General features: G+C 55.4%; 24 protein-coding genes. 3 read left to right on the top strand and 21 right to left on the bottom strand.

The genetic code is table 11. The features are described 5' to 3' along the window. Window positions 1-58: 58 nt before the first annotated feature. From lepB to rpoE, 7 genes are all read right to left on the bottom strand, one after another. Entirely contained in the window at window positions 59-862 is an 804-nt protein-coding gene (lepB, locus tag R0J87_RS07915; protein ID WP_498885430.1) for a signal peptidase I, read from the bottom strand. A gap of 15 nt (window positions 863-877) precedes the next feature. Next, a complete protein-coding gene (gene lepA / locus R0J87_RS07910; protein ID WP_404463198.1) occupies window positions 878-2,695 on the bottom strand; it encodes a translation elongation factor 4 in 1,818 nt (605 codons plus the stop codon). Window positions 2,696-2,882: 187 nt separating this feature from the next. After that, window positions 2,883-4,295, bottom strand: coding sequence for a DegQ family serine endoprotease (locus tag R0J87_RS07905; RefSeq protein WP_404341987.1), 1,413 nt, complete (start codon window positions 4,293-4,295; stop codon window positions 2,883-2,885). Between the two features lie 66 nt (window positions 4,296-4,361). Beyond that, complete coding sequence (locus R0J87_RS07900) at window positions 4,362-4,817, bottom strand: SoxR reducing system RseC family protein (RefSeq protein WP_498885429.1); 456 nt, start codon at window positions 4,815-4,817, stop codon at window positions 4,362-4,364. Between the two features lie 2 nt (window positions 4,818-4,819). Next, window positions 4,820-5,785 (bottom strand): MucB/RseB C-terminal domain-containing protein, encoded by a 966-nt coding sequence (locus R0J87_RS07895; protein ID WP_404466434.1) that lies wholly within the window; start codon window positions 5,783-5,785, stop codon window positions 4,820-4,822. A 51-nt stretch (window positions 5,786-5,836) separates the two neighbouring features. Beyond that, entirely contained in the window at window positions 5,837-6,568 is a 732-nt protein-coding gene (locus R0J87_RS07890) for a sigma-E factor negative regulatory protein (protein ID WP_498885427.1), read from the bottom strand. Window positions 6,569-6,823: 255 nt separating this feature from the next. Continuing rightward, complete coding sequence (rpoE, locus tag R0J87_RS07885) at window positions 6,824-7,423, bottom strand: RNA polymerase sigma factor RpoE (RefSeq protein WP_188638470.1); 600 nt, start codon at window positions 7,421-7,423, stop codon at window positions 6,824-6,826. A gap of 376 nt (window positions 7,424-7,799) precedes the next feature. On the opposite strand from rpoE, the gene R0J87_RS07880 reads away from it, so the two are divergent. Further along, the gene (locus R0J87_RS07880) at window positions 7,800-8,876 is read left to right on the top strand and encodes a 3-deoxy-7-phosphoheptulonate synthase (protein ID WP_404341995.1); all 1,077 of its coding nucleotides are present in this window, start codon (window positions 7,800-7,802) and stop codon (window positions 8,874-8,876) included. Window positions 8,877-8,957: 81 nt separating this feature from the next. Here R0J87_RS07880 and dinG read toward each other — a convergent pair whose 3' ends face one another. Together dinG and rhlB are read right to left on the bottom strand one after the other, a co-directional pair. Further along, on the bottom strand, window positions 8,958-11,087 hold the full coding sequence (gene dinG, locus R0J87_RS07875) for an ATP-dependent DNA helicase DinG (RefSeq protein WP_498885425.1): 2,130 nt from the start codon (window positions 11,085-11,087) through the stop codon (window positions 8,958-8,960). A gap of 5 nt (window positions 11,088-11,092) precedes the next feature. Next, window positions 11,093-12,367, bottom strand: a complete 1,275-nt coding sequence (gene rhlB, locus R0J87_RS07870) for an ATP-dependent RNA helicase RhlB (RefSeq protein WP_404341999.1) — start codon at window positions 12,365-12,367, stop codon at window positions 11,093-11,095. A gap of 145 nt (window positions 12,368-12,512) precedes the next feature. On the opposite strand from rhlB, the gene R0J87_RS07865 reads away from it, so the two are divergent. Further along, complete coding sequence (locus R0J87_RS07865; RefSeq protein WP_404342001.1) at window positions 12,513-12,761, top strand: hypothetical protein; 249 nt, start codon at window positions 12,513-12,515, stop codon at window positions 12,759-12,761. Next, complete coding sequence (xthA, locus tag R0J87_RS07860) at window positions 12,761-13,588, top strand: exodeoxyribonuclease III (protein ID WP_498885424.1); 828 nt, start codon at window positions 12,761-12,763, stop codon at window positions 13,586-13,588. The genes R0J87_RS07865 and xthA overlap by 1 nt, the downstream gene beginning before the upstream one ends. Before the next feature lie 74 nt (window positions 13,589-13,662). Here xthA and R0J87_RS07855 read toward each other — a convergent pair whose 3' ends face one another. From R0J87_RS07855 to R0J87_RS07800, 12 genes are all read right to left on the bottom strand, one after another. Continuing rightward, on the bottom strand, window positions 13,663-14,541 hold the full coding sequence (locus R0J87_RS07855) for a hypothetical protein (RefSeq protein ID WP_498885422.1): 879 nt from the start codon (window positions 14,539-14,541) through the stop codon (window positions 13,663-13,665). Between the two features lie 196 nt (window positions 14,542-14,737). Beyond that, window positions 14,738-15,832, bottom strand: a complete 1,095-nt coding sequence (locus R0J87_RS07850; RefSeq protein ID WP_498885421.1) for a tetratricopeptide repeat protein — start codon at window positions 15,830-15,832, stop codon at window positions 14,738-14,740. Between the two features lie 83 nt (window positions 15,833-15,915). Next, window positions 15,916-16,668, bottom strand: coding sequence for an energy transducer TonB (locus R0J87_RS07845; RefSeq protein WP_498885419.1), 753 nt, complete (start codon window positions 16,666-16,668; stop codon window positions 15,916-15,918). Further along, window positions 16,665-17,072 carry an ExbD/TolR family protein gene (locus R0J87_RS07840; protein WP_404342011.1) on the bottom strand — a complete coding sequence of 136 codons (408 nt, stop codon included), beginning with the start codon at window positions 17,070-17,072 and terminating at the stop codon, window positions 16,665-16,667. The genes R0J87_RS07845 and R0J87_RS07840 overlap by 4 nt, the downstream gene beginning before the upstream one ends. Next, window positions 17,065-17,607, bottom strand: coding sequence for a MotA/TolQ/ExbB proton channel family protein (locus R0J87_RS07835; protein ID WP_188638460.1), 543 nt, complete (start codon window positions 17,605-17,607; stop codon window positions 17,065-17,067). The genes R0J87_RS07840 and R0J87_RS07835 overlap by 8 nt, the downstream gene beginning before the upstream one ends. A gap of 1 nt (window position 17,608) precedes the next feature. Then, a complete protein-coding gene (locus tag R0J87_RS07830; RefSeq protein ID WP_498885417.1) occupies window positions 17,609-18,970 on the bottom strand; it encodes a MotA/TolQ/ExbB proton channel family protein in 1,362 nt (453 codons plus the stop codon). Beyond that, window positions 18,967-19,746, bottom strand: a complete 780-nt coding sequence (locus tag R0J87_RS07825; RefSeq protein ID WP_498885416.1) for a DUF3450 domain-containing protein — start codon at window positions 19,744-19,746, stop codon at window positions 18,967-18,969. The genes R0J87_RS07830 and R0J87_RS07825 overlap by 4 nt, the downstream gene beginning before the upstream one ends. Window positions 19,747-20,004: 258 nt before the next feature. Beyond that, a complete protein-coding gene (gene nrdF, locus R0J87_RS07820) occupies window positions 20,005-20,976 on the bottom strand; it encodes a class 1b ribonucleoside-diphosphate reductase subunit beta (RefSeq protein ID WP_188638457.1) in 972 nt (323 codons plus the stop codon). Between the two features lie 41 nt (window positions 20,977-21,017). Then, window positions 21,018-23,228: a class 1b ribonucleoside-diphosphate reductase subunit alpha gene (gene nrdE, locus R0J87_RS07815; protein WP_404342020.1), complete on the bottom strand. Its 2,211-nt coding sequence runs from the start codon at window positions 23,226-23,228 to the stop codon at window positions 21,018-21,020. Beyond that, window positions 23,195-23,644, bottom strand: a complete 450-nt coding sequence (gene nrdI, locus R0J87_RS07810; RefSeq protein WP_404342022.1) for a class Ib ribonucleoside-diphosphate reductase assembly flavoprotein NrdI — start codon at window positions 23,642-23,644, stop codon at window positions 23,195-23,197. Before nrdI ends, nrdE begins: the two co-directional genes overlap by 34 nt. A gap of 9 nt (window positions 23,645-23,653) precedes the next feature. Next, entirely contained in the window at window positions 23,654-23,875 is a 222-nt protein-coding gene (gene nrdH, locus R0J87_RS07805; RefSeq protein ID WP_188638454.1) for a glutaredoxin-like protein NrdH, read from the bottom strand. Window positions 23,876-24,124: 249 nt separating this feature from the next. Next, window positions 24,125-24,630 (bottom strand): transposase (locus R0J87_RS07800; RefSeq protein WP_498885413.1); only part of this gene is annotated, 506 nt, incomplete at its 5' end.

The raw sequence follows: 24,630 nt of genomic DNA, 5'->3' as shown, positions 1-24,630 counted from the left end.
CCTACGTCATTGACGTTAACAAAGATAACCATACTCACGGTCTGCACATTATGTTGCTTCATTCGATACGCCGCACGCTGGTAAAGCTGGGCAGGCCGCCATCCCAGTGCATCCAAACAGCAAACGCGCGACCTACGATATTATCTTCGGGTACAAAGCCCCAATAGCGGCTGTCATTAGAGTGGTCGCGGTTATCGCCCATGGTGAAGTAGTGGCCTTCTGGCACGACGACTTCGCGCATTTGCGGGCCTGGATCACGGGGGTTGTTGTAGATAAAGTGGCTAACTTCGCCTAACTGCTCTTCTAGCAGTAGCTGCTGTGGCGAAAGCTCAGGCCCCTCTTCTATTAGCGTTTTGGTGACCGCTTCACCGTTCACGTAGAGCTGCTTGCCCTCGTAACGAATGCGGTCACCGGGCAGCCCGACAACGCGTTTAATAAAGTTAACGGCTGGTTCTTCAGGGAAACGAAACACCATTACATCACCCCGCTCCGGGTCATTGACCTCAAAAAAGCGGTGGTGCACCACCGGCAGGCGCAGCCCATAAGAGAATTTATTCACGAGAATAAAATCGCCTACTTCCAGAGTGGGCTTCATAGAGCCAGAGGGAATCTGAAACGGCTCAACAATAAAACTGCGCACCACCAGCACGACCAACAGTACCGGAAAGAATGAACGTGAGTAATCTACGGGCCACGGCTCTTTTAAGAGCTTTTCCCGGGTAGGCGCGTCCAGGCCTTCCATGGTGGCTTTTTCAGCCTTTGCCACACGTTCACGGCGCTTTGGCCGAAGTACCAGCACATCTAGAAGGTAAATTGCCCCAGAGAGTGCAACGGCGAGTACCAGTAATAGTGAAAAATCCATGCGGGGTTCGTATCCCTAGTCGTTTACCTTGAGCACAGCAAGGAAGGCATCCTGGGGAATTTCAACACGCCCCACCTGCTTCATCCGTTTTTTACCGGCTTTCTGTTTTTCAAGCAGCTTTTTCTTACGGCTCACGTCGCCGCCGTAACATTTAGCCGTGACGTTTTTACGCAGCGCTTTAACCGTTGAGCGTGCAACGACCTGACCACCAATGGCGGCCTGAATCGCCACGTCGAACATCTGACGCGGGATCAGCTCTTTCATTTTCTCAACCAATAAACGGCCGCGGCTGTGAGCATGATCACGGTGGATAATGACGGCTAATGCGTCTACTTTGTCGCCGTTAATCAGGACATCTAGGCGGACAAGTTTCGCGGCATCAAAACGCTCAAAGTTGTATTCAAGCGATGCATAACCGCGAGAAATAGACTTCAAACGGTCAAAGAAGTCCATGACCACTTCCGACATCGGCAGCTCGTAGGCCAGCTGTATCTGGTTACCTAAAAACTGCATATCAAGCTGCGTACCGCGTCGCTGCTCGCATTCGGCAATGACGTTACCCACGTACTCTTGGGGCACCAGAATGTTGGCACGCACAATGGGCTCGCGCATTTCATCCACGTCGGCCATGTCGGGCAGTTTGGAGGGGTTAGAGACGTACTGAACATCGCCGTTTTTCATGCCCAGCTCATACACCACCGTCGGTGCCGTGGTGAGCAGATCGATGTCGTATTCGCGCTCTAAACGCTCCTGGATGATCTCCATGTGCAGCGTGCCCAGGAAACCCACCCGGAAGCCAAATCCTAACGCATCAGAGTTTTCCGGTTCGTACTCAAGCGACGCATCGTTGAGGGCAAGTTTTTCAAGCGCATCGCGGAAGTCTTCGTAATCGTCGGCGCTCACCGGGAACATACCGGCGTAGACCTGAGGTTTGACTTTCTGGAAGCCCGGTAGGCGCGGTACGTCTGGGGTTTTGGTGTGGGTGATGGTATCGCCCACGGGTGCCCCGTGAATCTCTTTAATGCCGGCCACGATAAAGCCCACTTCACCGGCGCGCAGGATATTGGTTTCTTTGCGCAACGGGGTAAAAATACCCACTTCAGTGGCATTCCAGTCGCGACCGGTGGATTTAATTCGGATCTTGTCCCCTTTGCGCAGCGTGCCGTCAAACAGACGTACCAACGACACAACGCCTAGGTAATTATCGAACCAAGAATCGATGATCAGCGCTTGAAGGGGCGCTTCAGGGTCACCCTTGGGCGGCGGAATATCGCGCACTAGGCGCTCGAGAAGCGCGTCAATGCCGATACCGCTTTTCGCTGATACCTGGCAGGCATCGGTGGCATCTAAACCAATGATTTCTTCTACTTCCTGGGCTACCCGGTCTGGGTCTGCCTGAGGAAGGTCAATTTTATTGAGTACTGGCAGTACTTCCAGACCCTGCTCAATCGCGGTGTAACAGTTAGCTACCGACTGTGCCTCTACCCCTTGGGCGGCATCAACCACCAGCAGCGCCCCTTCACAGGCGTACAGGGAGCGCGACACTTCGTAGGAGAAGTCGACGTGCCCTGGCGTATCGATGAAGTTGAGCTGGTAGACCTGACCATCGGCGGCGGTGTAGTCCAGCGTTACAGACTGCGCCTTGATGGTAATACCACGCTCACGCTCGATATCCATGGAGTCGAGCACCTGCTCCTTCAACTCACGTTGAGTCAAACCGCCACAGGTTTGAATCAAACGGTCAGAGAGCGTCGATTTACCGTGATCGATATGCGCGATGATGGAGAAATTGCGAATATGCTTGAGCTTTCCGCCGGAAACGTCATGAGACATCGAGTGTGTTCTGCCTTATTGGTACGCAAGCGTGGGGGTGTGGCACTAGGCCGAAAGGCGCAAAAGCGAGGACCACACCACTGCATTGCCAAAGTTCGTCAAAAGATAAACGCTATTGTAGCGATATGCGCGGGATAGGAACAGCAGTCCGGCGAGAACCGCCGGACTGGAGGGGCTTAAGGAGAGGTTATTCGAGTCTTAGTGCCACAAATAGCGAGCGTCCATCACGGTACAGGCGCACTGGAATAGCGCGATCGTTAGGTAACTCCTCGACAATACGCATCAGCTCATCCGCCGATGACACGCTGCGGTGGTCAATGCTCACTAGAATGTCACCCGCCCGAAGGCCTGCCTGGGCGGCAACGCTATCGGGTTCCACCTGACTCACTTCAACGCCACCGCTGATGTTCAGACGCTCCCGCATCGCTTGATCTACTTCCGCGACCGCAACACCTAGACGTACTTGGCTATCGCTATTAGCGGCGGGAGCTGTTTCGGTCATATCAGGCCAACTACCCAGCTCTACCGTTTCAGACACCTGCTCTCCGTCACGCATCAGGGTTAACTCAACGTCATCACCCGGCGCTACGCGACCAATAAGACGAGGTAGCGAGCTTGAGCGGTCAACCTCTTCTCCGTTCACTTCCAGGATCACATCACCTGCCTGTAAGCCGCCCTGCGCCGCTGGGCCTTCTGGGTCCAGATCGGCAACTAATGCACCAATGGCCTCACTCATGCCAAAGGACTCTGCAAGGTCTTGTGATACCGGCTGAATCATAACGCCTAGCCAGCCACGGTTAACTCGGCCATCTTCGCGCAGCTGGTTGGCAACATCCATGGCAACGTTAATCGGAATGGCAAATGAAAGACCCATAAAGCCGCCGCTGCGGGTAAAGATCTGCGAGTTGATGCCGATGACTTCGCCTTCCAGGTTAAACAGTGGACCGCCTGAGTTACCGGGGTTAATGGCCACGTCCGTTTGAATAAACGGCACGTAGGCATCACGAGGCAGCGTACGGTTAATCGCACTGACAATACCGGCGGTCACCGAGTGGTCAAACCCAAACGGTGAGCCAATGGCTGCAACCCACTCGCCTACTTTTAAGGCGTCAGAATCGCCCAGGTTCAACACCGGCAGGTCGTTGGCGTCAATTTTCAGCAGCGCGACGTCCGTTTGCGCATCGCTTCCAATCAGTTCAGCTGGCAATTCACGACGATCATTGAGACGCACTAGGATTTCATCGGCATCCTGAACCACGTGAGCATTCGTCATCACGTAGCCATCGGCGCTGATGATAAAGCCAGAGCCTAATGATTGGCGCTCTTCACTACGCCCACCGCCACTGCCGCCGCTGGGCGGCGTTGGAAAACTGTCACCAAAGAAGTGACGGAAAATTTCTGGGATTTCCTGGCCGCCAAAGCCTTGCAGAGCCGGACTGCGTTGAACCGTTCGGCTGGTGGAAATATTCACAACGCCCGGCGCGGCGTCTTCCACCAGTTCGGTGAAATCAGGCAGCGTTTGCGCATAGGCATTTTGGCCTAACAAAAACATTGCCACCAAGCATAGCCATAGTGTCGAGGGGAGAACCAAGCGCTTCATGCAACAGCTCCTAGTCAAGCAGATACGAAACGAAGGGAGTGCAACTCTTAGCGAGCTACTGAGCAACTAACTGACCAAACGCGGCCGGAAGCGTTCCATCCGCCCGCGCATTAGGTATTTAAGCGTTATCACACCGCACATCAAGGCACTAAAAAAAAGCGCCGCGATGCGCCATTCACTAACGACAAACAGCGATGCGAAGCCTGCCACTAACAGCGCTGCCAAAAGCGGCAAAGCGTAAACAAGCAGCGCTAATAGACTCATATCATGCTTGGGCAGTGCAATGGTCACGCGGGTACCGAGCGGGTAGATAGCGCCATCAGCTGACTGCATTTTCGAAGGAAACACCGTAATACGCTGCTGCTGACGGCGGGCCAATAGCCCCATACCGCAGCCACGACCTGCTGCACACTGTTCGCAAGCAGCTTCCAGTGATACATCAACGACTAACCCGCTGCCTTTGTAATCCACCACAGAGCCCGTTCTTAAAAGTGACGTACAGGCTGTCTCTTGGGTCGACATGGCTATGGCTCAATTTGAACGGATTGCACAATACGCCGCAACATGTCGGGCGGCAGCTCGCCAATGCCCACCAGCTGCCACTGCTGATCACCGTCAGACACAATCGCAACAGCCGCCGTCGACACCCCTAAACGATGCACGCCTTCACTCATTACAGGTGGCTCGACAGGGTTAACGAATAGGCTGAATGCTGTTAGACCGTCGCTGTAAACTTGCTGGCTATTGGTAGCTTGCCCAGGCTCTTGCGGCTGAGCCACAAACCCTTCAGGCAACCACTCTACCTGCCAAGGATAAGAGGCGCGCTCAGCAATCACATCGCTCGCAATGTTGCCATCATACAGTTTAGGGGATTGAAGCTGGGTAATTTGAAACGTCTCAAGGACACGCTCTTGGCTGTCACTCATAACATGCTTGAGCAGTAAGCCTGTGTCTTTGTCGACCCACCATGCATGGTGGTAGCGTTGCTGATCACGGGGCGAGAAACGTAGTTGAACTGCATCCCGACCGGCGACCCGGGCATCTTCTTGGAAGGAAATATCGTAATAATCGGCAACGTGCTGGGCCCAAGCGTCTGAAGAATCCAGGCCGCTGGCCTCGCTAGGCGTGAATCGCGCCATGTAACCCACAATGGATCGACGTTCAACGCTCACCGACGGCCCGTCAAGATGCTGAACCACCTGCTGACGAATGCCATCGCGAATACGGTGAGAAAGCGCAAGTGTGCGTACGTCTAATACATCGATAGTGACAGCACGCGCTTGAAAATCGTAACAGTGCCCTGCCACTATGCTGCGCGCTAACCATGCCTGAGCAGCTCCATCTTCCGGCTGTTCGACAACGCTTGCGCAAGCTATGTTGGGCTGCGTGTTTGTGTTAGCGACAGCAATCAGAGGGGCTAGGCTAGCACCCGCTAAACTTAGCGTGAATGCCAGCCGACTTCCCCAACACTTATTTCTAACGGTCACCATACCAATCAAACAGCCTCTTACCTAGCGGTCACCCACGTTAGAACGCATGATTTATCGCTGACCCAAGGGCTCAGTGACAGACGAGCGCATTAACGGCATCCAGCTATCGCCACTCCCGTTAGCAGCGCCTTGAGCATGCTGCTCCAGATAAGACTGAAGCATGCGAAGCTGGTCCACATCAATCGACGTGCCTTGCTGAGCCATCGTGCCCTGCGGCGCAACAGGCGTGGAGAAACCAGCGTCACTGATATTCATTAAACCGCTGTTGCCCGACTGGCCATTAATTCGAAATGGCGTCGGTTCGAACATAGGCATTTCTGAAGCTGCCATAGCCGCCGACTGAGGCGCCCCTAGATTCACAGGCTGCACCTGAGTACCCGTGGCCGCTTGAGAGGCCACCGTATTGCCTGCTGGCTGAGCCGTGCCTGCACCGTTACCGCTAAAGAACTGAACGCCAGTGATCACCATCAGTGATACAGCCGCTGCCACACCGGCACCGCGAGCAAACGAGATACCGCTAGTGCGTGCAGGTGTTGCGTCATTTTCGCTTTCCAGCATTGGTGCTGGCTCTTCATTCAGGCGCGCCATAATGCCTGCCGAAAGGTCAATGCTGACATCAACGTTGCGTTCGCGCTGCATCATGCTGCGAGCTAAATGGTAACGACGCCAAGTCTCTGCCGCATCGGCATCGTCAGGCAGCGATTTCAACACTCGGCGCAATTCAAGCTCATCACTTTCACTGTCCATCAATGCTGAAAGTGATTCCCGTGTGCTTTGACTCATACTTCACACCCTCACACTGTGTTAGAAGAAGTTCGGCGACAACACGGCTCATGCGTGTTTTAGCCGCAAAACTTCGCAGGCCAAGACCCTGTTAATAAATCACGGTACGCTTCACGTAGTTCAATTTACGTAGTGCAATGATTTAACACGATCATGCTAGACAGCCCTTATGACGCTTCACTTGCCAGACAGTTCACTAAAAACGCAAAAACGTAAATCTTTGTGACCGTCAATCCCGCGCAAGCGGGCTGCAGGCTATTCGTCCCGGCTGTTGCGCGCGGTGGTTACCAGCGGACGAATATGCTCATCCACCGCTTCCCGGGCACGGAAGATACGCGAGCGCACGGTGCCTACCGGGCACTGCATCACTTGAGCGATATCTTCATAGGCTAAGCCATCAAGTTCACGCAGCGTAATAGCAGTGCGCAGATCATCAGGCAACTTCTCAATCGCCTCAAACACGGCCGCCTCAAGCTGGTCGCGCGCTATCGACGCCTCTGGTGACTCTGAATCCGCTAAGCGGCCACTCTGATCGATAATTTCTGCATCTACAATATCCAGGTCGCTACCCGGCGGCCGACGGCCGCGCGATACCAGATGGTTTTTGGCCGTGTTGATAGCGATCCGGTACATCCAGGTATAGAACGCGCTTTCTGCACGAAATTTACCTAAAGCACGATAAGCCTTTATGAAGGCTTCCTGTGCTACGTCCTGCACCTCTGAATGGTCATGCACGTAGCGTCCGATCAAGCCAATAATCTTGTGCTGATATTTCTTTACCAGCAGATCAAAAGCACGTGTGTCGCCTTTTTGAGCACGTTCAACCAGCTGTTGGTCTGTTTCACGAGTGCCCATTCACACGCTCCTTCTGCTCGTACGCTTGGCGTCGAGCTTTATGTTTTTTTTGCCCTGTTAGTCGGGCCTTCACAGCAAGCAGCATAGCGTCCCTTGGGCATCTGTTAGTCGTCATGGAGGAAAACAGCAGGCTATCACTGGCCTACCCCTCAGTTAGGTTGCGCTGATAACTTAGCGCCAATGCCATCTAGTGTTACGCGTTCTCAGCAGCGCATCAAGCGCTTAGCCTGTTTCTTCAAAGCCTTCAGGCGCTTTACGAAAACTCTGAGGCTGACATTTTTCCTTAATGCAAAGTTCCGTAACAATTGATTTTTACCACCGTGACGCGCCATAGTAGTGACCACTTTTCGCCCATTGCGCACGCACAGGTAGCAAGATGTCAGATCAACAGGTTAGTAACCTTAACGTTCTTGCACAGGACGTTCTTACCACTCCAGAAGCACTGAAAAACGCGATCCCGTTAACGGAAAGCGCCGAACGCTCAGTGATTGAAGGCCGCAACACTATCCAAAACATTCTGGATGGTAACGACCCACGGCTGCTGGTGGTCGTTGGCCCCTGCTCTATTCATGACGTAGAGGCAGCGCTGGATTACGCTCGTCGTTTGCGCACTTTGGCTGATCAGGTCAGTGACAGCCTCTATATTGTCATGCGCGTCTATTTTGAAAAGCCCCGCACCACCGTCGGCTGGAAAGGGTTAATTAACGACCCGCACCTAAACGACTCTTTCGAAATTGACGAAGGCCTGCACATTGCCCGCAAGCTGCTGGTGGATTTAGCCGAGATGGGCCTGCCGCTAGCCACTGAAGCCCTTGACCCCATCTCCCCCCAGTATATGCAGGACTGCATCAGCTGGTCAGCGATTGGTGCCCGCACCACAGAGTCACAGACACACCGCGAAATGGCGTCGGGTCTCTCCTGCCCCGTTGGTTTCAAAAACGGCACCGACGGCAGCCTGGATGTCGCGATCAACGCACTCCAGTCTGTGGCTAACCCGCACAACTTCCTGGGCATTAACCAGGCAGGCCAAGTGGCTATTATCCGCACCCGCGGCAATGCCTACGGCCACGTGGTACTGCGCGGCGGCAACGGTAAGCCCAACTATGATAGCGTGAGCGTGGCTCTAGCAGAGAAAGAGCTAAAGAAGGCCAATCTCTCTGCCAACATCATGATCGACTGCTCGCACGCGAACTCGAACAAAGATGCTGCGCTACAGCCGCTGGTCCTGGAAAACGTGACCAACCAGATTCTCGAAGGCAATACCTCGATTATCGGCCTGATGGTGGAGTCGAACATTGGCTGGGGCGCCCAAAAAGTACCTGCCGACTTAAGCCAACTGCAGTACGGCGTCTCTATCACCGATGCTTGCATCGATTGGGACACCACCGTTGAAACGTTCACCCGCATGAACGATAAGCTGGCATCGGTGCTGGCAAAGCGCATCGCCAAATAACGACCCATGGCGGCATCAATGTCCCGCTGAGCCCTGCTCAGCGGGACATTTTTTTGGCGGCTATCTAACGCTTACCATCTTTTACGCCTGTATCTCACGCTTAAAGGGCGGCAGTGCATCTAATAGCGCCTGGCCGTAGCGACGGGTAATCACCCGCCGATCAAGCAGCGTGATGACGCCCCGATCGCTCTCTTTGCGGATTAAACGCCCACATGCCTGTACCAGTTTAATGGAAGCATCTGGAACGCTAATACGCATAAACGGGTTGCCGCCCTGGCTCTCGATCCACTCGGCAAGCGTTGCGCCAACGGGATCATCAGGCACGGCGAAGGGCAGCCGGGTAATTACTACATGGGTGAGATAATCGCCTGGAAGATCAATCCCCTCAGCAAAGCTTGCCAAACCGAAGATGACGCTTCCCTTCCCGCTATCGACCGCAGCACGATGGCGCTCTAACAGCTCACGCTTGGGCAGTGCATCTTGCGCCAGCACGCGCCCACTGGCACTCGCAGGCAGCGCCTTTTCCACGGCGCGCAGCTGGGCACGGGAAGAGAACAGCACCAGCACCGCCTCATCCTCACCTAGCTGCGACACAAAGCGCACAATGGCGCGCTCATGCGCTTCTCGATCACTAGGGTCGGTCGCTTCGGCAGGCACCCGCAAGACCGCATTGGCGTAATCAAACGGGCTTGGCAGCGCCTGATAACGATAACGGTTAGCTAAACCGGCACGCTCCTGTAAGCGCTCAAAACGGCCCAGCGCTGTGAGCGTTGCCGAGGTGACTACCGCCCCATGACAGCGACCCCATAAGTGCTTGGCAAGCGTATGGGCAGCAGAGACAGGGCTCGCCGAAAACTCAATTTCAGGCTCACCCGCCACCCGGCTCAGCGTTATCCACCGCGCGCTGGGCGGTGCATTGGCGGCATCCTGCTCACTAAATGCCTGCCATAACGCATGGGCATCCAGGGCACGCCCATGCAACAGCGCGATCAGCGGCAGCCATGCCTCTGCCTGCTCGCGGTCCAGGCCGGTCTGTTTATCTGGATCTAAACTTTCGCGCAGAATATCGCTAATGCTTTCTAGACTTCTCGACAGGGTGGCAAACATGACCAGCAGTTGCTGGGCCTGATCGCGCAGCGCCTCGGGCACTTGGCCTTTTTCAAAGCGCAGCTGGTAGGTGGCTTCTTCATCAGCCAAACCATTCTCACGCCCGGCTAACTGATGCCCCATGCTAAACACATCACCCAGCGCAGGCTCTAAGCTATGCATCAGCTCAGGCAGACCTGCCAGTAAGCGAGCAATGGTGGGCTGCACCGCCAGCCCCTGGTTCAAATCCGTCAAACTACTTTTGAGGGTTTTAAGCCAGCGCAAACAGCTATGCACGGCGAAGCGGTGCGCAAAGTGCGACAGCGCTTTATCGGGAAGGTGGTGGCCTTCATCAAAAATAAAGATACAGTCGGCGGGGTCTGGGAGTATCGCGCCGCCGCCCAAGGCAAGGTCTGCTAATACAAGATCGTGATTGGCCACGATAACATCGGCATTTTCCAACTCTCGACGAGAGCGGAAAAAGGCGCAGGCACCAAAATGCCCGCAACGGCGGCCGGTGCACTGGCGGTGATCAACCGTTAGCTGACGCCAGTGGCTGTCTTCGATAGACACCGGCCAGGTATCGCGATCGCCTTCCCACTCGCCTTTACCGTAGGCCTCCGCCATATCGGTGGCCAGTACGTTAAAGTCGCTGCTATCTGATTGGAGCGATTGCTCGAATAACGAAAGCGTGGGGTTAGGCTCGCTCCCCTCCAAGGCCTGATCTAAACGCGCGACACACACGTAGCGGCCACGCCCTTTTGCCAGCGCATAGCGAAATGCCACGCCGCTGTGGCTTGCCAACGAAGGCAGATCTTGGTTCAACACCTGCTCTTGAAGCGCCACGGTGGCAGTGGACACAATCAAACGCTTACCTTGGGCCTTCGCAATCGGCAGGCCCGCAATCAGGTAGGCCAGCGTTTTCCCTGTGCCCGTACCAGCCTCTAACACGCACACGTGGCTGTCGCTGACGCGCTTACCTTCGCTATCGCATTCGATATCGCCGAGGGTGCGTGCAATCTCAGCAATCATTAAGCGCTGCCCGTAACGTGGCGTCAGCCCAAGCTTTTCCACCACGTTACGGTAAGCCTGCTGAATATCGCTTTTGAGCGCGTTATCCAACATGCCCGTTACAGCATGCCTTCCGGCGGATGTTCGCAGGGAAGCTTGCCGTTAATGTAGCGCTCAATTTCTGGCAGCGAGAAGGCATCTTCTTCACCGACAAAGCTGATAGAGACGCCTTTTGCTCCTGCACGGCCCGTACGTCCAATACGGTGTACGTAGTCTTCCGGATCTTCTGGCAGCGTATAATTGATGACGTGGCTAACGTCTTCAATATGGATGCCACGACCGGCCACATCGGTGGCTACCAGCACCTGAATCTCTCCCTCGCGGAAGCTCTCCAGAGTTTTGATACGCTGGTTCTGCGGCACATCGCCCGACAGCATCGCCGCGCTGACACCGGCTTTTTTAAGCAGGTCATCTAGCTTGCGTACTAGATCACGGCGGTTACCAAACACCATGACCCGCTCGAAGCTCTCTTGCTCAAGCAGGTTGACGAGCAGACGCTGCTTATCTTCATCCGACACCAGATAAACACGCTGGTCGATATCTGCCTGATTCTCGACAGTGACTTCAATCTCTACATGAGCAGGATCAAGCGTCCACTGGCTGGCCAGGTTAAGAATATCGTCGGTGAAGGTGGCCGAGAACAGGAACGTCTGACGCTCCTCTTTCTTAGGCGTATAGCGAATAATGCGCTTCACATCGGGGATGAACCCCATGGAGAGCATCCGATCCGCTTCATCAAGCACCAGCACTTCGGTTTCGGAAAGGTCAATATCGCGCTTTTGATGGAAATCCAGCAAACGCCCTGGTGTCGCCACCAAAATATCGATCTTTTTACCCAAGCTCTCACGCTGTTTCTGGTAATCCATACCACCGACAACGCTTGCCACACTCAACTGCGTGAAGCGGGCCAGGGCTTTGGCATCTTTCTCGATCTGCAGCGCCAGCTCTCGGGTCGGCGCAATAATCAGCGCGCGAGGAGCACCCGGCTTCTGGCCATCAGGCGTTGGCTCTTCTAAGAAGTACGCCATCACCGAGATCAAAAACGCGGCGGTTTTTCCCGTACCCGTTTGAGCCTTACCGACAATATCGCCACCTAACAGCGTGTGGCGCAGCGCCTCTGCCTGAATAGGCGTGCAATACTCAAACCCTTGGGCATGAATAGCGCGCATTAAAGGCAGCGGCAGATCAAAGTCATGAAAGCGCCACTTGCCGGCAACGGCGGGCACCTGAAACTGACGAAGATCCCAGTTTGACTGACGACGACGCGGTTTCCGACGGCGACGTTTAGGCTTGCGGTTCTGGGCCGATGCTGTGGTCTGTTCCGACTCGCTCATAGGCTGTGTATCTGTCCATTGCTGTGGATGTTAGGCATCACGAAGTGCGCATTGTACCAGGGGTTGGCGATAAGAGCGCGCCCTGCTGTCGAAGGAGCCTGCATGCCTGTTAGAATGACGCATAAATTAACCCAAGGAGCGCGACATGACGCGTAAGAAAAAGACTCGTTCATTAGCGGACAAGGTGACTATCCGCACTGGTCGCCGCAAAGATTATAAAAAGTGGCGCCACGAGAACCCTGACCAGGTGACCTCCTCGCGCCGCTTTGTGGCCAAAAAGCAGCAGCAGCGCAAGCTGCAGGCCGTGCGTAAACTGGCGCGCCAGCAAAGCGGCCAAACCATCGCCATCCACCCTGATAAAGGGGGCGACAACTCGTCAGGAGAATCGTCGTAATGCGTTTGGTGTCGTTTAATATCAATGGCATTCGGGCTCGTCTGCATCAGTTGCAAGCGCTGATCGACACTCAGCAGCCCGATGTGATTGGCCTGCAAGAGACGAAAGTTCAGGACAGCGAATTTCCACTGGCCGACGTAGAAGCCATGGGTTACCACGTCTTTTACTACGGCCAGAAAGGCCATTACGGCGTTGCGCTGATGTGCCGCCAAAAGCCGCAAGCAGTCTTTTATGGCTTCCCTGATGATGAGGAAGATGCTCAGCGTCGCATGATTGGCGTTAAGCTGCTTGCCGATGATGGCGAGACAGTCACCGTGTGGAACGGCTATTTTCCGCAGGGCGAAAGCGTGGACCACCCAACTAAGTTTCCGCATAAGGCGCGCTTTTATCAGCAGCTTGCCAACCTGCTCAATCATCAGCATGCGCCCGATGAGCGCCTGGCTATTATGGGCGATTTTAACATCTCCCCTGAAGACCAGGACATTGGTATCGGCGAGGCTAACCGTAAACGCTGGCTGCGCGATGGCAAAACCAGCTTCCAACCCATTGAGCGTGAGTGGCTGGAGGGCATTAAAGCGTGGGGGCTGAGCGATAGCTACCGACTTTGCCATCCAAACAATAGCGAGTGGTTCAGTTGGTTTGACTACCGCTCTAAAGGCTTTGACCGCGAGCCGAAACGCGGACTGCGGATCGACTACATTCTGGTTTCCAAACCGCTGGCCGAGCGGGTAACCGGGGCGGGTATTGATTACCCTCTACGGGGGATGGAGCGTCCTTCTGATCACGCGCCTACCTGGAGTGATTTTTCAATCACTCTTGGCGATTGAGACAGACTTAGTCGCGCCACACTCGCTCTCTCGCAATAACCGCCGGATGAAAGCATCACCCGGCGGTTTGTGTATCAGCGATTCGGCCCTGCCGAACTAAGCTCAGAGACGCTGAGCTGATAGTTCAAATAGTCTTCACTATAGCTACCCACATAGATACGGTAGTCACCCGCGGGCCAGTTCGTGTGTTCAATATGCTCGTTTAAGCCGCTGCCGCCATCGTCATCGCAGAGCAAAAATTTACCGGGGCCATCAATTATCAGCGTGGTATCGCCGTCTGCCTGGGTCCACAGCTGCAGGTAGGAAAACGCGTCCACCAGCGTCATTTCATGGTCAGCAGTGGTGGCAATATTCCCCTGGCAGCTATTGCCGCGCATATCGGTGCCAAACTGACTTGATGCGCTCTGCGCCCCACCGGACACAAAGCTCACCCGCCAAGGATCAGGTGAGAACCCCGGCGAAATAGCCAAGTGGCGCTCCTCACTGGTGTCAGGCAAGCTTGCATTACTTGGAGCACTGCTACCCGGCAGCTCGCTTACGAACAGGTCGTAGTTATGCACCCCACCGCCATAGCTACCTACATAAATGCGGTATTCACCGGGCACCCAATCGCTATGCTCGATCAGCTCATTCAACCCCTCGCCACCATCGTCATCGCACAGCAAAAAACGTCCTGGGCCATCGATAATCAGCGTCGTATCCGCGTCTGACTGGTTCCAGACTTTCAGAAAATCAAAGCCATCGGTCAGCGTCATGACGTGATCAGGCGTTTGAGAAATACTGCCAGAGCAGGCAACGCCACGCATATCAGAACCAAAGATGCCGCTAGCCTCTTGACCGCCGCCCGATACATAGCTGCGCTGCATCGGGTCGGGCATGAAGCCTGGCGATAGGGTGAAGTTAAGCTCTTGAGCATGGGCAGACGCCGCTGCCATTGTACCCACAGCCATCATGGTAAGCGCGCGAACACTGTGCCGCTGAGTGATTGGAGTCATAGTAAGTCTGAGTCGCTAAAAGGGAAGAATGCCTTAGCGAAGTAAGGCGGCATAACGGCCTGTACAGGCCGCTTAGCTTTTATAGCACAACGCTTTTTGACAAGGGAGCGTTGATTAACAAGCACCGACGAAAGCGACAGACAAACAAAACAGACTAAAAGTGAGACAGCCACTGCTCCGCTTGACGATCGCCAAGATTAGCGGCATTCGTTAACGCCGCCTCTGCCTGCTCTTCCATTCCCCATCCATAGGCTAATTGGCCGTACTGGCGCCAATCTTCCGCCGACTCGGTCAGCTCGGCCAGTGCTTGCCAAGCCCGCAGGGCATTCTCGACGTGCTTGGCCTGCTGCCAGGCGTTAGCCTGCAGCCGCAGTGTCTCTTCATCCCGTGGAAGCTGCCCCGCCTCAAGGGCGGCTGCTAAATGCTCGGCGGCACGCGCCGGCGTACCGCCTGCCAGATGAAGCTGAATCAGCGTGCGCCGCTCATCGGGAGACGACAGCTTACCCAATTGCCAAGCGGCTTCCCACACCGCTGCCGCCACGCCCAGCTGGCCAGCCTGCTGGGCAAGCCCTGCCGCTTGACGCCATGCGTCTGGATCACTGTCAGCATTCAAACCTTTCAACAGCCAGCTCAACGCTTGCTCACCATCACCGGCCTGGCGCAGCACCACATTCGTCAGCGTCTGCTGATCCGCACTTAGCCCACCTTTTTCGAGTAACGGCACCAACCACTCTAACGCCGCGTCCCAACGCTCCTCTTCGGCCAGCATACGCACTAACTGCCACACCGTTTCATCATAACGCTCATTGCCCGAGGACTCTGACAACCACTGCTCAAACAGAGTAATGGCGGCATCACGCTCTCCGGCTGCTCGGCGCAGCGACGCCTCATCCCGCAACCAGCGACGTCGCTGACTATCGGGAACGCTTGGCCGCTGTCGGGCACTGGTCAGCTCATCGGCAGCCGCGAGATTTTCCCCTTGGCGCACCAGCGCACTGGCTGCTAACTGATGATAAAGCGCGCTGGCCCATTGGTCGGCTCGATTACCACTGGCAAGCCGTGCTGATTGGGCGCGAGCATGACTGATAATACGATCCAGCTCTTCAGAGTCTGCCGAACCCGCAGGCTGATTGGCCAGTTGGCTTTGCAACCCGTTTAGGTCTTGAATAATGTCGCCCGGCAACGGTTCATTCGCTGTGGCGGCACAACTCAGCACGGTCAGTAGCAAAGCTCCCACCCAACGCTGCATACCCTTCCCTCGGTTGGCGTTTTTAACTGACTTTTTTGGCGATTTTTCTCGACGAGACATCTCACCGTCACCCTTATTCACGATTACCTTAGCTGGAACTCAATACGCTGAGTAGCGCGACGTAGCTGCTGGCTCGGCTCGAACTGCCAGCGCGCGATAGCGTCGCGGGCAGCTTCTTCAAACACACGACGGGGCTGGGCATTGGTGACACGAATAGAGCCGCTATCCACGCTGCCGCTGCGCTGGATAACAAACTCCACTTCCACAAAACCCTCCATACCACGGCGCTGTGCACGAGGCGGATAAGAAGGATTAACTCGACTCGTCGGCGCCACTTGCCCCACGCTCACTGGCTCATTAGAAGGCGCGGGCTCTGCAGCCGGAGCTGCCTCGCGCTGAGCAGTGGCAGGCTCCTGCGATGGTGACGGCGCGGCGGTTTCAGCAGGCTGCGGAGCAGGTTCAGGCACGGGCTCGGGTGCAGGCTGCGGCGTGAGCTCGGGCCTGGCTTCTGTCAGCTCTGGCAGTTCGCTTTCAAGCTCAACGGGCTCTAGCGGCGCGTCGGGAAGCTCTACCTCTGGCAACGCAATGGCACTTGTCGCAACCGGTGCAGGTGCGGGCGTCGGCATCGGGGGCGGCGCGGGTGCCGCTTGGGTCGGAGCCGGGAGTGGCGTCTCCTGCTCTGGCGCGACCTCAGGAGCTTCCACCATGGTCATGGACATCGACATAATGGGCTCGTCCACCTGTTGCTCGGGTGGCGCCACCAACAGCGCCAGCATCCAGAAAAGTCCGACAGCCAGGGCGATACCGCCTAGCATCGAAAATGCATGGCGTATCATGGCGCACTCCGGCTCGCAGCCACGGCCACCTGCTCAACGCCTGCCTGTTGAAGACGATCCATCACTTCAATCAGCACGCCCGTGGTGGACTCTCGATCTGCCTGGATGACCACCGACCCTTCACCACTGAGCATGCTGGCTACCTGCTGCCCAACGCGGTGTACATCCACCGGCTGCCCATCTACCCACACCGCCCCTTCTGGCGTGACGGCAATCAGCACCTGAGCGTCAGGGCGCGGCGTGGCGGCAGCGGCTTCTGGGCGATCAATCTCCACCCCGCTCTCTTTGATAAAGCTGGTCGTGACGATAAAGAAGATCAGCATGATGAACACCACATCCAGCATTGGCGTTAAGTTCACCTCATTGCTGTCGTCGGCAGCCTCTATGGAACGGCGTCTACGCATCACTCTCCTCCAAGGCACGCGCTAAGCGGTCATGCAGACGCTGGTCTTCGCGACGAATAACGTGCTCTAAACGGCTAATAAACAGCATACCCACCACCGCAATCGCCATCCCCGTTAAGGTAGGCAGCGTTGCCCGTGCCACGCCATCGGCCATGGCACGGGCTTGGTGGGTATCACTCATTGAAAGGCTATCGAAAACGGTAATCATGCCGGTGACCGTACCCAACAGCCCCAGCAGCGGGCAGAGCGCTACCAACAGCTTAATCCAGGGCAGCGGGCGGCGTAGTTTGGCAACTAAAGCCTCACTCCACACATGGCGCAGCGTGCGCGCACTCCAACTGCGGTGGTCACTTCGCGCCGTCCAGCGCCGGATGAGCTGACGGCGAGCGCGACGCCAGCTCATTCGGTAGTACCACCAGCGCTCAATGGCCATGCCAAACACCAGCACGGCCACCACCGCGAGCACGACTAACACAGCGCCGCCCGCCTCTAACAGCCGCTCTACTGGCTCTAGCCAAAGGGGTAAGGTCGGCATGCTAGTTCACCGTTTTCCCAGCAAGGGTGGACTGCGCTTCTAGATGGTCAGCCAAAGTGGCACTGGCTTCGCCTTCAATCACCTGGGTAATAAAACGGCTGCGACTGGAGAGCGCCGTTTGGGCAAACAGCAGCGGCACCGCGGTTACTAGGCCCAAAACGGTGGTCACTAGTGCCTGGCTGATACCTCCCGCCATTAACTGCGGGTCGCCCGTTCCAAATACCGTAATGGCTTGGAACGTTACGATCATGCCCGTCACGGTGCCCAATAGGCCCAACAGCGGTGCAATGGCCGCCAATAGTTTGACAATGGGCTGACCACGCTCGATTTTCGGCAGCTCGGCCAGCACCGCCTCATCCAGCCGCGCCTCGAGTGCTTCCGGCGTTTGGTGCTTATCCATCTCTTTAAAGCGTTCTAATACGCGACCCAGCGGGTTATCCGCGCTTGGCTGGTCCAGCGACTGACGCTGGCGGCGCACGCGTGCACTCACTATCAATAGGTAAACGTACTGGGCTAGCGCGACCAACAGGCCGATGCCACCCAGAACAACAACGACGTAACCCACGTAGCCGCCTTGCTGGAAGCGTTCCCAAAGCGTGGGCTGTTGCGCCAATGCTTGCAGCACGCTGCCTTGCGTAGGGTCAATAGCAAATTCACGGCTCTCGCCCTGATGGTAAGCCGCTAACAGGTCGCTGATCGCCGACGGCGTGCGCGGTACTTCCGCCAGACTATCGCCCTCTTCTTCACCTTTTCTCAATAACGCCGTCTGCGTAAAGGCGGCGAAATCTCCTAGGCGAACGACGCTACGCGGCGCGATCTCCCCACTGGCATCGGCCACTGGCACTTCCAGGTGTTCAGCGCGGCCTGTATTGAGCGTTAACGTTGCCAGGCTATCGACCACCTCTTCTATTTGCTGGCGCTCTAACACGTCGACGTCATTCAAACGCGGCGGTAAGGCGTCATCATTGAGCGTTAGCCAACTATCGCCACCCAGCTCATTGCGGACTTCTTCACTATGGCGAGTGAGATCTGCTAATAAAGAGGTAAGCGCCTCCCCTTGCTCGTCCTGTCGCTGGGCAAGCACTTGCGCCTGTTCCGCCTGCTCTTCTTGCTGCGCTTGCAGTGCCGCCTGCTCCGCCTCTGCCGACTCATGGGCAGCGCGGGCCTCGCTCAACGCGGCGTCCAGCGCCTCTTGATTCTCTAAGAAGGATTGCAGCCGAGCTTGATCACGGCTCTCAGCCGCCTCGCGTGCTTCCCGCAGCGAATTGACTTCACCACTTTGTGCCATCGCAGCGCTACTGGTAAATGCGCCGAGTAGCAACGCTAGGCATAGCCATGCTTTCGGGCGTGACAACAGGCTCATGGCTGCCCTCCTTGATCGTTGGCAGTAATAGAGAGCGGCAGTTGCAGCAGCTCCGGCGTGCGCTGGTCATCTGCGATGCGCAGGCCATTGCGCACCTGACGGCGAGCGGGTTCGTCTAGCGCTAGCCATTCGCCACCCTCTTTATCCCAAACGCCACCTTCTCGACCATCGGGCGTCAGGTAGTAAAAGCCAATACGGCCAATACGTAAGTACTCCACTTCTCTTGGCGACGCTCCCTCCATCACCAACCGGCCTCGCCAGCTATCCACTTCGCGACCATAGGCAAGCTCAGCGCGCCAGGCTTCGAGCAAGCTGGCAATGCGTGCAGCGCTACCTGCCTCGGGATTACCGGCGGACTCCACGCGGGCGAGGCGTTCATCGGTTAAGAACGGTAGATCTGACTCGATCCAACGGGCTAGCTGCTCGGTCATATCCTGCTCAATCATGGGCAGCGCATCACGGGTATCGCTTAACGTATCCAGCGCTTGGCTTAGCCGCTGCTGACGCTCGGTTTCGCTAGCCAAGCGGCTGCTGAGCGTTGCGTTGGAGGCTTCCATCTGGCGGGTTTCCCCCTCTAAGCGGCGCAACTCTTCAATGGCGGAACGGGTAGCTTCGTCCGCGCTGTCAATTTGCTGCTGCAGCTCCGACTGAGTCTGCTGGGCCTCGACACTTTGGGCCGCTTGATCCATTGTCTCATCACTTGCCATGAGCGTACCGCTGACCAGCACCCCGGCAAGCCAGCACCCACGAAAGGCAAAGAAAGGCCTTTTCAGCACGTTATGTCTCCGTTACTGCTTAGCGCACCACCACAGGCGACCCGCTAAAACTTATTAGGTATAAGAACGATTTGCGTTTAACGCGTGCACCGCCTAGCGTAACACTAATTGAATAAATGACAATATTTATCATTAACATTCAATAAGAACGTTATTTGAGATCAAAAAAAACGGGAGCCAAAGGCTCCCGTCTCTCTTACTGCTCTATTACTACTCTATTTACTGCTACCACGACGACAGCGTCATCACATCAAATGATCAAAACGACCAGTCATCATCTTCTGTGGCGACGGCTTTACCGATGACATAAGAAGAGCCAGACCCAGAAAAGAAGTCGTGGTTCTCATCCGCACTGGGTGACAGCGCTGCCATAATCGTAGGGTCGACATCCGTCACGCTGCTGGGGAACAGCGGCTCAAAGCCCAGGTTCATCAGCGCCTTGTTGGCGTTGTAGTGAAGGAATTTCTTCACGTCTTCTGACAGACCCACCTCATCGTAAAGCGATTCGGTGTAGCGGACTTCGTTGTCGTAAAGCTCCAGCAGCAGCTCGTAAGCGTAATCTTTCACTTCCTGCTGACGCTCAGGCGTCTCTTCTGCCAGCGCCTGCTGGAATTTATAGCCCACGTAGTAACCGTGCACCGCTTCATCACGAATGATTAAGCGAATCAGGTCGGCCGTGTTGGTCAGCTTGGCGTGGCTGGACCAGTACATGGGCAGGTAGAAGCCTGAGTAGAACAGGAACGATTCGAGAAACACGCTGGCGACTTTGCGCATCAGCGGGTCTTCCGAGCGATAACGCTTCAGAATCAGCTCAGACTTCATTTGCAGCGTCGGGTTTTCTTCGCTCCAGCGGAAGGCATCGTCCACGTCGCGCGTCGCGCATAGCGTCGAGAAAATCGAGCTGTAGGAGCGCGCATGCACCGATTCCATAAAGGCGATATTGGTATAGACCGCTTCTTCATGGGGCGTGCGCGCGTCATCCATTAACACCGGCGCACCGACACTGCTTTGAATCGTGTCCAACAGGGTCAAGCCGGTAAAGACACGAATCGTGAGCTGCTTCTCTTGCTGCGTCAGCGTGTTCCACGACTGAATATCGTTAGAGAGCGGCACTTTTTCCGGCAGCCAGAAGTTGCTGGTCAGACGGTTCCACACCTCAAGGTCTTTATCATCTTGAAGGCGGTTCCAGTTAATCGCATTCACCCGCGACAAACGTTGCATCATTGTCATCAGCGTTCTCTCAAAAACATCATCTTAAAAGCGTTACCCGATTACAGCGTGCAGGAGACGCAGCCTTCAACCTCGGTACCTTCAAGGGCACTTTGGCGTAAGCGAATGTAGTACAGCGTCTTGATACCTTTGCGCCATGCGTAAATTTGCGCCTTGTTGATATCCCGCGTAGTGGCTGTATCCGGGAAGAACAGCGTCAACGAGAGGCCTTGGTCAACGTGCTTTGAAGCTTCTGCGTAGGTATCGATAATTTTTTCAGGGCCAATTTCATAGGCATCCTGGAAGTAATCGAAGTTCGCTTCATTCAGGAACGGCGCGGGATAGTAAACACGCCCCAGCTTGCCCTCTTTACGGATCTCGATCTTCGCAGCCACCGGATGAATACTGGAGGTGGAGTGATTGATGTACGAGATAGAGCCCGTTGGCGGCACAGCCTGCAGGTTACGGTTGTACAAACCATGTGCCATGACAGAGGCTTTCAATGCCTGCCACTCTTCCTGGGTAGGCAGCGCAATGCCGCTACGCTCAAACAGGTGACGCACTTTTTCGGTGCGAGGCAGCCACGCCTGGTCGGTGTACTTATCAAAGAACTCACCCGACGCATAGGTGGAGTCTTCAAAGCCTGCAAAGGTATCACCATGCTCAATCGCGAGCTGGTTAGAAGCGCGAATGGCATGGAACGCGACACAGTAGAAGTACAGGTTGGTGAAATCCAACCCTTCGTCTGAGCCGTAATAGATATGCTCGCGAGCCAGGAAGCCATGCAAGTTCATCTGGCCAAGGCCGATAGCGCGCGATTTGGCATTGCCTTCAGCAATAGAAGGTACGCTGCTCAAGTTGCTCATTTCAGAGACGGCGGTGAGGCCGCGAATGGCAATCTCTACGCTGGTGCCGATATCGCCTGAATCCATCACCTTGGCAATGTTCATCGAGCCGAGGTTACAGGAGATATCTTGGCCAATATTACGGTAGCCGAGGTCGTCGTCATACTCGGTCGGCGTATTCACCTGCAGAATCTCAGAGCAGAGGTTGCTCATATTGATACGGCCAGCGATCGGATTAGCGCGGTTAACCGTGTCTTCAAACATGATGTACGGGTAACCGGACTCAAACTGCAGCTCTGCCAGCGTTTGGAAGAAAGCACGCGCGTTGATTTTGTGCTTACGGATACGCGCGTCGGCTACCATTTCATGGTACTTCTCGGTGACGCTAATATCACCAAACGGCACACCATACACCCGCTCTACATCGTAGGGCGAGAAGAGGTACATATCATCGTTGCGCTTGGCCAGCTCAAAGGTGATATCGGGAATAGTCACGCCCAGCGACAGCGTCTTGATGCGGATTTTTTCGTCCGCGTTTTCACGCTTGGTGTCCAAAAAGCGCAAAATATCCGGGTGGTGAGCGTTGAGATAAACGGCCCCTGCACCCTGGCGCGCACCCAGCTGGTTGGCGTAGGAGAACGCATCTTCCAGCAGTTTCATGATCGGGATAATGCCCGACGACTGGTTCTCGATACGCTTGATCGGAGCGCCTGACTCGCGGATGTTTGTCAGCAAGAAAGCAACACCGCCGCCACGCTTAGACAGCTGAAGCGCAGAGTTAATGGAGCGCCCAATGGACTCCATGTTGTCTTCAATACGCAGCAGGAAGCAGGATACCAACTCGCCCCGCTGGCGTTTGCCACAGTTTAAGAATGTCGGCGTGGCAGGCTGGAAACGTCCACTAATAATTTCATCGACCAGCGACTTAGCCAGCGCTTCGTCGCCGCGCGCCAGTGTCAGAGCGACCATGCACACGCGGTCTTCGTAACGCTCAAGGTAGCGCTTGCCGTCGAAGGTTTTTAGCGTGTAGCTGGTGTAGTACTTAAACGCGCCCAGGAAGCTTGGAAAACGGAATTTATAGGCATACGCCTGCTCAAATAGCGCTTTCACGAAAGCGAAGCTGTACTGCGACAGCATCTCTGCCTCGTAGTACTGCTCTTCCACCAGATAATCGAGCTTCTCTTCCAGTGAATGGAAGAACACGGTGTTTTGATTAACGTGCTGAAGGAAATACTGACGCGCAGCTTCGCGGTCTTTATCCAGCTGCAGCTCACCATTGGCACCGTAAAGATTCAGCATCGCGTTCAGCGCATGGTAATCAAGCGTGCGCTTCTCGGTTGCTCCCGCAGGCCGTTTTGTTTCTGCCGAGTTCTTGGTAGCCGCATTCGGGGCGGCTACGTTTTTAGAGACTGAGTTTGACGTTTCCAAAACTCTTCTACTCCTTTGCGGACCTTGGCGACATCTTCATCAGTGCCAAATAGTTCAAATCGATAAAGCAGCGGTACCTGGCACTTTTGGGCAATGATTCGCCCCGCCAGCCCGTAGGCTTCACCAAAATTCGTATTACCAGCAGCAATGACACCTCGAAGGAGATGCCGATTGTGCGTGTCATTTAAAAAGCGAATGACCTGCCCCGGCACGGCTCCCTTCGCAGAGCCGCCGCCATAGGTAGGTGTCACTAATATGTAAGGCTGCTCTACGCGGGGCGTAGGCTCTTCTCGATTTAACGGCAGCCGCTGGGCACGCATGCCAAGCTTTTCAATAAATCGATGGGTATTGCCTGACTTAGTGGAAAAATAAACTAGCGTGCCCGCAAGCTGAGTATCCACTTCGGCAGTCTGCATAGCAGTGGGTTACGCTAACGCTTGAATGCGGTCAGGGCGAAAACCAGACCAGTGATCTTCACCCACCACCACAACAGGTAACTGACGGTAGCCAAGGGCCTCTACTTCTTCTTGGGCGCCTGACTCTTCGGTGATATCGATCACTTTGTACGGTAAACCGTGCTTGTCTAAGGCGCGGTAAGTGGCAGTGCACTGTACGCAAGCAGGCTTGCTATAAATTTGGATTTCCATGGCTATTTTCCTTTTCATAGCGGCATTTTTCGGGTAGCGCATCCTTGTGGCGCTACCCCTATAAAATTCTCAACGCATACTATATATAGACCACGAGAAAATCAATTCAAGCATATATGGTATTTTTTCATCCACAGGTTATTGACAGCCAATGCCCAGCGCTATACCCAGACACAAAAAAACCGCCCCCTAAACGGGGGCGGTTTCAGACTGCTGACGAACCCACCTATTTTGGTGGGTTCGTTGCTTTTAGAGCAGGCGTACACTCGTGGCCTGACTCACAGCTCTCATCGCGCGATCTCTACTCATCGCCGGGTATAACGCCCTCTGACGAGCCCTATTAGCCCTCAGATGACGTAACAACGTGCAAAAAAGCTGGCGCCAACGCGCCTGCGCGATTTTCTTGAGATTTTGGCAAGCCGCGGCCAGCAGACACTGCTCTTTGACGCGCGCCAGGCCTCGCATTCGCGCATAACGGTGCCCGTGCAACTGCTTGGCGTCGGCGAAGCTGCGCTCCACCGTCTCCTTGCGCCGCTTGTAGAGTTTCTTGCCCGGCTCCGTCAGTCGTCGGGCATCCACCCGATCCTTGTCGTCCTGCCAGACGTGCCGCGTGACCGTTTTTATCTGCTTGGCGTTGCGGGTACAGGTCGCCAGCCGAGGACAGCCGCGGCAGATCTCAGGATCACTGCGATAGTGGCGGTAGCCATGTCGATCCGTGGTGGCATAGATCAGCGATTGGCCCTCTGGGCACTGAT

The sequence above is a fragment of the Halomonas sp. SIMBA_159 genome (assembly GCF_046536035.1).
Lineage (GTDB): Bacteria > Pseudomonadota > Gammaproteobacteria > Pseudomonadales > Halomonadaceae > Vreelandella > Vreelandella venusta_A.
Note: the sequence above shows the minus strand (reverse complement) of the source record. Positions and strands in the feature narration are given on the sequence as shown.